Here is an 8,237-nt window from a genome sequence, read left to right on the forward strand (position 1 = left end):
AAGCGCTTCGGTTTAACGCTACAGGAGGCAAAAAATCCACTTTCTGGTACCTATATCGGGCGGCTTTGTTTACAAGGCGTGCTTACTCAAGAGCAATACGACGCCGCCCAGCAATATCTACAGATAAGGAATAATTACCTTTGCGCAAAAGGCTTGCCTAATGCAATTTATGATGATGTGTCTACAAATTCAGATCCAGATAGCTTTGAACAATGGGTTCAAAAAGCAACAAATCACTATCAAGCCGTACAAGAGACATTAAAAGAAGCACAATGCCTTTATAGACAGTACAATCTTCACGCTGCGCTACAGTACCTCGTTATAGAAGATCAAGAATTACTACATCTTGTGAGTTCGCTAAAGGTTGCTCTTAATGCGCTTCAAAAGTATTTTTCGCAAAATTATGTAACTATCAATAAAAGTGAATGATAAACTTATATAACGCTTCACTTTCATAATCTAGTTTATGAAGTTTTCTTTTATTTTCAATTATCCGCTTTTCAATTATAGGAAGGGCTTTCAGAATTTCTGATTCCTCCATATGGTTCTTAGATTGTTTTGCTTTATTTAGATCCTCTATTGCACTTATTTTTTGTAGCATACTGCCGGTTAAATCGCTAAAACTATTGTTTCTTTCCCACAGTATATCATGCCATTCTCTTATCATATTTACATGTTGTTCAAAACGTTCTTTTGATAAAGTCGACATGTTATGCAAGAAATATACTTCTTCTATCATTCTAATTTCTTTGAATCTTTTTTCCCACCATTCGTTTCCATGAATTAGGTGATTATGAAGTTCGGTTTTTAATTCTGTGGTTACTTTTGAACAGAATAACTTATTAAAAAATGAAGAAGATTCTTCAGAATTAGCATATCCATTTGAAGTGGATATAAAACACGTTGTAAAAAGTGCGATAATTAATACGCTTCTAAATAAAGATTTTTTTATAAACATCATTTCTACCTTATATGTCTACCTTAATGTGCACTTTATCTGTTTAACTGATTCACTTTGAAATTATCAATATGTGTTATTTTAGTGTTGACAAAGTGTAGCAAATCGTATTTAATGACAAATACGGCACTTGTCGTATTGTGTCTAGACGAGAGGCAGTGCAGTTTGGAATCCCCGCATTTGCGGGGTTTTTTATTATCTGGAGGGCGTATTTTATGACATCAGAAAATACACAGCAGGCTCCACAACCCATTAAAAAGCGTATACCCCCAAAGGCAGGTCAAGGGCGTGTCAAAGGCGTTCCGAATAAGATGACGCGCATTTTAAAAGAAGCAGTGGTTAAGGCTGCTGAGAATGCTGGGAATAAAATTGGCAAGGATGGTTTGATCTCTTATTTGGAAAAGCAGGCTATGGAATGCCCCGCTGCTTATTTAGCGTTGCTTGGTAAGGTGTTGCCTTTACAGGTAACAGGTGAAGATGGGGGAGCCATTAAGATCATAACGCGTGTAGAAATTGCTCCTTTAACAATGAATGACGACAAGACAGATTAAGATTGTACCAAAACTTATACCGATTTTTACAGGAGACGCTTTGGTACGAGCGGCTTGGGGTGGACGAGGGTCTGGGAAGACAAGATCATTTGCCTTGATGGCTGCTTTAAAAGGCTATCAATTTGGTATGCAGGGGATATCGGGGACCATTCTTTGTGCACGTCAGTTTCAGAATTCTTTGGCAGAAAGTTCATTGGAGGAGATTAAGCGCGCCATTGAAGCGCACGACTTTTTAAAGGACTATTACAAGGTTGGGGAATCTTCGATTAAGTCGATAGATGGTCGCGTAGCCTTTCAGTTTTCTGGTCTGGACCGTAATATTGCGAGCATTAAATCGATGGGGCGTATTTTGCTTTGTTGGGTTGATGAGGCAGAGCCCGTTACAGAGACGGCTTGGCAGACGCTTATACCGACTTTGCGTGAAGAGGGCGAGGGGTGGCGAGCAGAGTTATGGGTGACATGGAACCCGTTGCGAGAGAATGCCCCCGTTGAGAAGCGGTTTCGCTTTTCAGACAATGAAGCCATTAAGCGTGTAGAGATCAATTGGTCAGACAATCCGAAGTTTCCCAAGATCTTGAATGAAGCGCGGCTTGATGATCTGAGAAACCGTCCAGAGACCTATAAGCATATCTGGGAAGGGGCTTATCTTACAGCGGTTCAAGGCGCTTATTATCAGAAAGAGATGTTGGCAGCCGAGCAGGAGGGGCGGATAGGGCGTGTTGCTCGTGACCCTTTAATGCAAATACGTGCTTTTTGGGACATTGGGGGGACAGGCGCCAAGGCAGATGCCACGGCGATATGGATAGCACAGTTTGTGGGGCGAGAAATTAGAGTGCTTAATTATTACGAAGCACAGGGGCAGCCTTTATCGGAACATATCGGTTGGTTACGTCAGAATGGCTATGAGAAGGCATTGATGGTTCTCCCCCATGATGGTGCAACAAGAGACCGTGTACACAATGTGAGTTTTGAGAGTGCTTTAAATGATGCGGGTTTTGAAACGCAAGTCATTCCTAATCAAGGGGCAGGTGCTGTTAAGATGCGAATAGAGGCGGTGCGACGTATTTTACCTTCAGTATGGTTTAACGAAGAGACAACCGTAGCGGGTCGTAAAGCACTGAATTGGTATCATGAGAAATGGGATGAGAAGCGCAATATTGGCTTGGGAGCAGAGCATGATTGGTCCAGTCATGGAGCAGATGCCTTTGGATTGATGTGCGTGGCTTATGAAGAACCTCCGACGATACAAAAGCGACCAGCTTATAGCGGTAGAGAAACTTATGAAAGCACGTCATGGATGGCAGAATGATGTATGATGAAGAGCATTTAGAGAAAGAAAGTAACGCATCAGATTTGTCGACAGAAGGCTTATTTCGCAAGCTTGTCAGCTGGTACAAAGAAGATGTGGAGCATGTGAATAAATGGCGCGAACATGCAAGAGAGGATTTTCGATTTTACAATGGTGATCAGTGGAATGAGGCTGATTTAGCGGCGTTAAAAGAGCAACGCCGCCCCGTTATGACGTTTAATCGTATTGCACCATTGGTTAATGCCGTTGTGGGTTCAGAGCGTAACAATAAACGAGAAGTGCAGTTTATTCCCCGTCAAGTAGGGAAGGCATTGCCTAGTGAATTGCTTACCGGTGCGGCAGAATGGTTTCGGGACATGGCGCATGCAGAATACGCTGATAGTGATGCTTTCCAAGATGCGGTTATCTGCGGCATGGGGTGGACTGATACCCGCCTTGATTATGAAAACAGTCTTGATGGTGAACCGGTAATTACGCGTTTAGACCCACTGAAAATGGTCTGGGATAGTGCGGCAGTGCAACCGAATTTAACCGATGCACAACGCATGTGGTATGTAGACCGCAAGCCCTTGGAAGTAGCCAAGCAGATGTTTCCAAAATCTCATTGGACAGAGCTGAGTGCGGATTGGGCGCGTGATGGGGTTGCTTATGAGGGCATTCATCATAATGATCTTGAAGCTTATAATGATGCGAAGGGCATTGATGTTGAAAACGGTCGTCGGATGGTTACACTTGTTGAATGCCGTTGGTTTGAAAGCGAGCGATATTACAAAGCGCCCGATTTAAGCACTGGAGAATTTCGTGATTATAGCGAGGAAGAATTTAAACAGCTTCAATGTATGATGCCTAATATTCAAGGGGCGGCTTTTAATAAAAAGGTTGTAAGGCGTGCTTTTTTAGGGAGGAAATTGCTTGAATCCCCTGATCAACCTTTGGTTCCAGCGGGTCAATTGGGTTGGGAGTGTATAACGGGGTATTTTGACAAGATAGAACGGCAATTTTATGGGGTTGTGCGTCCTACAAAAGACCCACAACGGTGGGCGAATAAGTACTTTAGTCAAGTGATGTATATCCTTAATAGCCAATCCAAAGGCGGGATAATGGCAGAGAGTGGTGCATTTAAGGATGAGAGAGAAGCAGCAAAAAGTTTAAGCCGATCAGACAGTATTACATGGGTTAAACCTAACGCATTGGCAGGTGGTAAAATACAACCAAAGCCTGTAGCACAGTTTCCACAAGGCTTTTTCCAACTGTTTAATGAAGCTAAGGAAGCAATTAATCAGGTGACGGGTTTATCACCCGAATTCATTGGTACAAGGGAAGTGACACAAGCGGGTATTTTGGAGGCACAACGACGCCAATCCAGTTTAAATCTGCTTGCTTGTCTGTTTGATGGTTTACGTTTGTACCGCAAGCGGCAGGGTAAGATTATTTTGCACTTGATACAGAATTACTTGTCCGATGGTCGTTTGGTACGGATATCTGGTGAAGAGAATGCGCAATATATTCCATTGACGCGTGAAGAAGTAACGAGTGTCGAGTATGACATTGTTGTCGATGATGCTCCAACCAGCCCGAATGAGAAAGAGCGCACCTTTGGTATCATCACACAGCTGCTCCCATTGCTTCAAAATGCGATTACGCCGGATATTATGCTTGATCTACTTCGTTATTCTCCATTGCCTGCGTCATTGCTTAATCGTGTGAGTGAGAAGATGCAACAGCAGCAAATGGCACAACAAGCCCAACAACAGCAAATGAATCCGGAACAAGAAATGAAGTTGCAGGAAAAGCAGCAAGATATTGCGGCTAAAAGTCAGATGCAACAGATGGATTTACAAGGCAAGCAGATTGAATTGGTTATGCGTCAAAAGAGAGCAGAATTGGAAGCTGAATTGATGCAACAGAAGCATGAGCTTGAACGGGAGCGTATTCTTAATGAACGAGCGCAAAATCAAATCATGCGTGAAAGAGCGGCAACATACAGAGGAAGAAGCATTTGAGAGAGGTTAGAGAATGAATGCAGAAATGAACGAAGCTATGAATGAAGATTACAGAGTTGGAGCACCGGTCTTTGATGATGAGAGCTCTTTTGATGCCGGCACTTATGATGGTGAAACGATTGATAATGATGACATTACGTCTCCAGAGCCGGTTGCACAGCCCGTTGAAAAGCCTTCAGAGATTGTTCCTAGTATAGAACAGCAGCGTATGGAGCAACAAGCCAAACAAGCTCGTGAAGCGCTTGTCAAGCTTTATGAACCCCAGTCCCAGACGCCAATGGTTGAAGGTGAAAATGCACCCCCAGACCCTACACAAGACATTATTGGCTATATGAGTTGGATGGGAAAAAAGATTCGAGAGCAGGATGCGTATATTAGGGAACAGAAAGAAGCGCTAAGACAAGCTGAGGAACAGCAGCAGCATGATATACGTCTTGGTCAGTTTTTCAACAATTCTGTTAAGTCGTTTCAAAATAAATCCAGTGATTTTGGTGACGCGGCAAATTTTCTTTATGAGAAGCGTGCGAAGGAATTGAGTTCTTGGTCGTCACTTTATCCTGAGTATGCAGATCCAAACACAATTTCTGAGATCATAAGGAATGAATTGCGTACGATTGTAGCGACTTGTGCACAAAGAGATCTCAATCCGGCAGAAGAAATTTATAGAATAGCGCAAAACCTTGGCTATCAGAACCAAGCAGTGCAAGCGAATAATCAAGTTGCAGCACTTCAAAGCCGTCAGAATTCTGCGAGAACCTTAACAGCATCTGGAGGAGGGGGCGTGACGGGTCCTATGACTTTAGAATCTATTGGAAATATGTCTGATAAAGAATTTGGAGAATGGTATAGCAATCCTAAGAATCAAATCATTTTTGATAAGTTAATGGGGCGCGATGGCTGATTATAGTCTAGGTGCATAACGTAATCCGCTTTTAATGCGGGTTTTTGCCGGCTTTAAGCCGGTTTTTTTATAGCAAAGAAAGGTAAAATCAATGGCAATAACACGTATACCTATTAATGATGCTCAAGCGGTGAAAGCTTGGTCAAAGAGATTAAATTATGAAGCGTCTAAAGCGCTTGATATTGAACCGTTAATGGGAGAAGGCTCCAATAGTATCATTCAAGTCAAAAATGAACTTAGGAAAGAAGGCGGAGATTGTGTTACGTTTAGCTTACGAGCACAGATTATGGGGCGTGGTGTAAGCGAGGGTGAAACGCTTAAAGGCAATGAAGAAGCGCTCCAATTTCTCCATGATAAATTATATATCAATGAACTTAATAACGCTGTTTCAACAAAAAATAAAGGTACGATTGATCAACAACGTATTTTGTTTAGTTTACGCGACGAAGCACATAAGGCATTGGTTGATTGGTTTGCAGACCGTTTGAGTTTGATGTTTTTTCTTCAAGTTTGCGGATATACAGCGCCTACAATAAAGTTTGAAGGACGTGAAGTTGAACTTGATGAATTGTATTATGGTTTTAATGCACCATTGACACCAAGCAGTAAGCGCATTGTGCGACCAGATGGTAAAACTAAGGATGAAGATGTTAAAGAGTTAGCCAAACATAGCTTTAGTTTGAAGCTCATAGATGAAGCTGTTAAAGTTGCAAAGTTGGCTAACCCCAAAATCAGACCAGTACGTGTTGGTGGTTCGAATGTTTACGTCATGTATCTTCATCCCATACAAGTTATGCAATTGCGTACCAATACCGATACTGGTCAGTGGCTTGATATACAAAAGGCAGTTTATTCAGGTTCGCGCGCGAAGAACCCGATTTTTGATGGCTCTTTAGGCATGTATAATGGTGTGATTTTACGAGAATCCGAACATGTAACCCATGGTGTTAAATCCGATGGTAGTGTTGAAGAAAATGTCCGACGTGCTGTATTACTGGGTGCACAAAGTGTGATGCTTGCCTTTGGAGCAGAAAATCAAGACATGCGCTATAAGTTGGTTGAAGAGCTTGATGATTATCAACGAGTATATGGTGTTGCAGCTAAGACAATCATAGGCATGAAGAAAACACGTTTCCAAATGCCTGGAAGAGGACAACATGCGCAAGATTTCGGAACCGTTGTTGTTTCAACTTGCACAGGCGAAAAGCCTTCTTAATTTTCAAAGAAAGGAAATAAAACATGGCAGAAGGATTACCACAGCCCCTACAAGGGAGAAATTTGGTTACGCAACAAGTGAGTTTTTTTCGCTTGAATATCTCGCATAAAGATAAGCATTTGACGCGCAAAATCGGGACTTTACCGCGTGGTGCAATGATCCTTTCGATTAAAGCGTTTGTGAAGACAGCGTTTTCGGATGCGAAATTAAAGATAGGCAGCACCTATGGTGGTAATGAGTTTAGTGAAAAGGATATCAAAACCCAAAGCACTCAAGATTTTACATCAACCAACCAAAAAGAGTTTGTTCCAGAAGATCAAGAGCTTACGCTTTATGCAACACGGGATAAAACAACCGCGGCTGGTGAGTGTGTTGTGGTCGTGCAATTCGTGACCAATCGTTGAGAGGTATAGGGGAAGGCTTAATTCCCCTCACGATTTATGGAGCAGATTGTACAGAGAGTTGTAAATTAAGGGCAGATAAGACAGCGACTAAGGTAGAAAGTTTAGGATCACCTGTTTTGCTTAAAGAGCGGTATAATCCACTGCGTTCGCGATTGGTTTCTTTTGCTAAGGCACTCATATTTTGTGCTCTAGCAACAATACCAAGGGCATCCGCTATATGAGAGGCATCACCAGTTTTAAAGGCTTCATTTAAAAAGACTTCTTGAGATTCTGGTGTTGTGAGGTGTTTTTCAAAGTTAAAGGTTTTCAATTTCATTTTTAAGATCCTCTAAAAGAGATAAGGCTTTTTGAATATCACTGGATTGTGTGGATTTGTCACCACCACAAAGCAATATAATGATTTTATCGCCTTTTTTTGTAAAATAAATTCGGTAACCAGCACCATAGTGGATACGTAATTCACCTATACCATTAAAAAACTTTGCATCACCCAAAAGCCCTGAACGAATTCTATGAAGCCTTGCAAGAATTATATTAGCAGCTTTTCTGTCTTTAAGTTTTTCTAACCAGTTATCGAATTCATCTGTTGTTTTTATTATCGCTACCATCAGTGCACTATACTACACAATATATATAATATCAATAGTAATAATTTTTACTGAGAGGTATTTTGATGACACGTCATTATATTCGGGTTAAGACCGGAGGACCGATACCAGTAAAGCGAGATGTTTATCGTCATAAGAGAACACTTTCGCACTTAGTGTCGGTTATTCAAGATGAGATTGATGACATAGCCGATGAGTATGTTCAACAAATCCAAGAAAGCATTTTTGCAGCCATTCGTTTTTGTGAACGGGAGACCTTTTACTTTAACGAAAGCCGTGATGTGGTG

Annotated in this window: 10 protein-coding genes and 1 pseudogene; 8 read left to right on the forward strand and 3 right to left on the reverse strand. The window is 41.7% G+C overall.

Translation table 11 applies throughout. The features are described 5' to 3' along the window. Window positions 1-429, forward strand: a 429-nt coding sequence (locus ACFILT_RS03580) for a hypothetical protein (protein WP_375679595.1), incomplete at its 5' end; no start/stop codon positions are given. On the opposite strand, the gene ACFILT_RS03585 is transcribed toward ACFILT_RS03580, so the two are convergent. Beyond that, window positions 413-961: a hypothetical protein gene (locus ACFILT_RS03585; RefSeq protein ID WP_375637143.1), complete on the reverse strand. Its 549-nt coding sequence runs from the start codon at window positions 959-961 to the stop codon at window positions 413-415. The two genes, ACFILT_RS03580 and ACFILT_RS03585, sit on opposite strands and share 17 nt — an antisense overlap. A 212-nt stretch (window positions 962-1,173) precedes the next feature. Between ACFILT_RS03585 and ACFILT_RS03590 the strand changes: the two genes are divergently transcribed. From ACFILT_RS03590 to ACFILT_RS03615, 6 genes are all read left to right on the forward strand, one after another. Continuing rightward, complete coding sequence (locus ACFILT_RS03590) at window positions 1,174-1,509, forward strand: hypothetical protein (protein ID WP_375637144.1); 336 nt, start codon at window positions 1,174-1,176, stop codon at window positions 1,507-1,509. Then, complete coding sequence (locus ACFILT_RS03595; RefSeq protein WP_375679339.1) at window positions 1,490-2,818, forward strand: PBSX family phage terminase large subunit; 1,329 nt, start codon at window positions 1,490-1,492, stop codon at window positions 2,816-2,818. The genes ACFILT_RS03590 and ACFILT_RS03595 overlap by 20 nt, the downstream gene beginning before the upstream one ends. Then, complete coding sequence (locus ACFILT_RS03600) at window positions 2,803-4,821, forward strand: portal protein (protein WP_375679596.1); 2,019 nt, start codon at window positions 2,803-2,805, stop codon at window positions 4,819-4,821. Before ACFILT_RS03595 ends, ACFILT_RS03600 begins: the two co-directional genes overlap by 16 nt. A 13-nt stretch (window positions 4,822-4,834) precedes the next feature. After that, window positions 4,835-5,722: a hypothetical protein gene (locus ACFILT_RS03605; RefSeq protein WP_375679337.1), complete on the forward strand. Its 888-nt coding sequence runs from the start codon at window positions 4,835-4,837 to the stop codon at window positions 5,720-5,722. Between the two features lie 91 nt (window positions 5,723-5,813). Beyond that, window positions 5,814-6,938, forward strand: coding sequence for a N4-gp56 family major capsid protein (locus tag ACFILT_RS03610; protein WP_375679336.1), 1,125 nt, complete (start codon window positions 5,814-5,816; stop codon window positions 6,936-6,938). A 23-nt stretch (window positions 6,939-6,961) separates the two neighbouring features. Continuing rightward, a complete protein-coding gene (locus tag ACFILT_RS03615) occupies window positions 6,962-7,342 on the forward strand; it encodes a hypothetical protein (protein ID WP_375607487.1) in 381 nt (126 codons plus the stop codon). A gap of 34 nt (window positions 7,343-7,376) precedes the next feature. On the opposite strand, the gene ACFILT_RS03620 is transcribed toward ACFILT_RS03615, so the two are convergent. Both ACFILT_RS03620 and ACFILT_RS03625 read right to left on the reverse strand, forming a co-directional pair. Continuing rightward, window positions 7,377-7,658, reverse strand: a complete 282-nt coding sequence (locus ACFILT_RS03620; RefSeq protein WP_273788712.1) for an addiction module antidote protein — start codon at window positions 7,656-7,658, stop codon at window positions 7,377-7,379. Then, window positions 7,639-7,950 (reverse strand): type II toxin-antitoxin system RelE/ParE family toxin, encoded by a 312-nt coding sequence (locus ACFILT_RS03625; protein WP_017196508.1) that lies wholly within the window; start codon window positions 7,948-7,950, stop codon window positions 7,639-7,641. The genes ACFILT_RS03620 and ACFILT_RS03625 overlap by 20 nt, the downstream gene beginning before the upstream one ends. Window positions 7,951-8,015: 65 nt before the next feature. On the opposite strand from ACFILT_RS03625, the pseudogene ACFILT_RS03630 reads away from it, so the two are divergent. Beyond that, a pseudogene (locus ACFILT_RS03630) lies at window positions 8,016-8,237 on the forward strand (hypothetical protein); the annotation flags it as partial.

Source organism: Bartonella sp. AP7XZML, from assembly GCF_042195745.1.
Classification (GTDB): Bacteria; Pseudomonadota; Alphaproteobacteria; order Rhizobiales; family Rhizobiaceae; genus Bartonella.

What these genes read in the sequence shown, in the direction of transcription:
- ACFILT_RS03585 (WP_375637143.1), bottom strand. Translation starts at nt 961, where the DNA reads ATGATGTTTATAAAAAAATCTTTATTTAGAAGCGTATTAATTATCGCA.
- ACFILT_RS03590 (WP_375637144.1), top strand. Translation starts at nt 1,174, where the DNA reads ATGACATCAGAAAATACACAGCAGGCTCCACAACCCATTAAAAAGCGT.
- ACFILT_RS03595 (WP_375679339.1), top strand. Translation starts at nt 1,490, where the DNA reads ATGACGACAAGACAGATTAAGATTGTACCAAAACTTATACCGATTTTT.
- ACFILT_RS03600 (WP_375679596.1), top strand. Translation starts at nt 2,803, where the DNA reads ATGGATGGCAGAATGATGTATGATGAAGAGCATTTAGAGAAAGAAAGT.
- ACFILT_RS03605 (WP_375679337.1), top strand. Translation starts at nt 4,835, where the DNA reads ATGAATGCAGAAATGAACGAAGCTATGAATGAAGATTACAGAGTTGGA.
- ACFILT_RS03610 (WP_375679336.1), top strand. Translation starts at nt 5,814, where the DNA reads ATGGCAATAACACGTATACCTATTAATGATGCTCAAGCGGTGAAAGCT.
- ACFILT_RS03615 (WP_375607487.1), top strand. Translation starts at nt 6,962, where the DNA reads ATGGCAGAAGGATTACCACAGCCCCTACAAGGGAGAAATTTGGTTACG.
- ACFILT_RS03620 (WP_273788712.1), bottom strand. Translation starts at nt 7,658, where the DNA reads ATGAAATTGAAAACCTTTAACTTTGAAAAACACCTCACAACACCAGAA.
- ACFILT_RS03625 (WP_017196508.1), bottom strand. Translation starts at nt 7,950, where the DNA reads ATGGTAGCGATAATAAAAACAACAGATGAATTCGATAACTGGTTAGAA.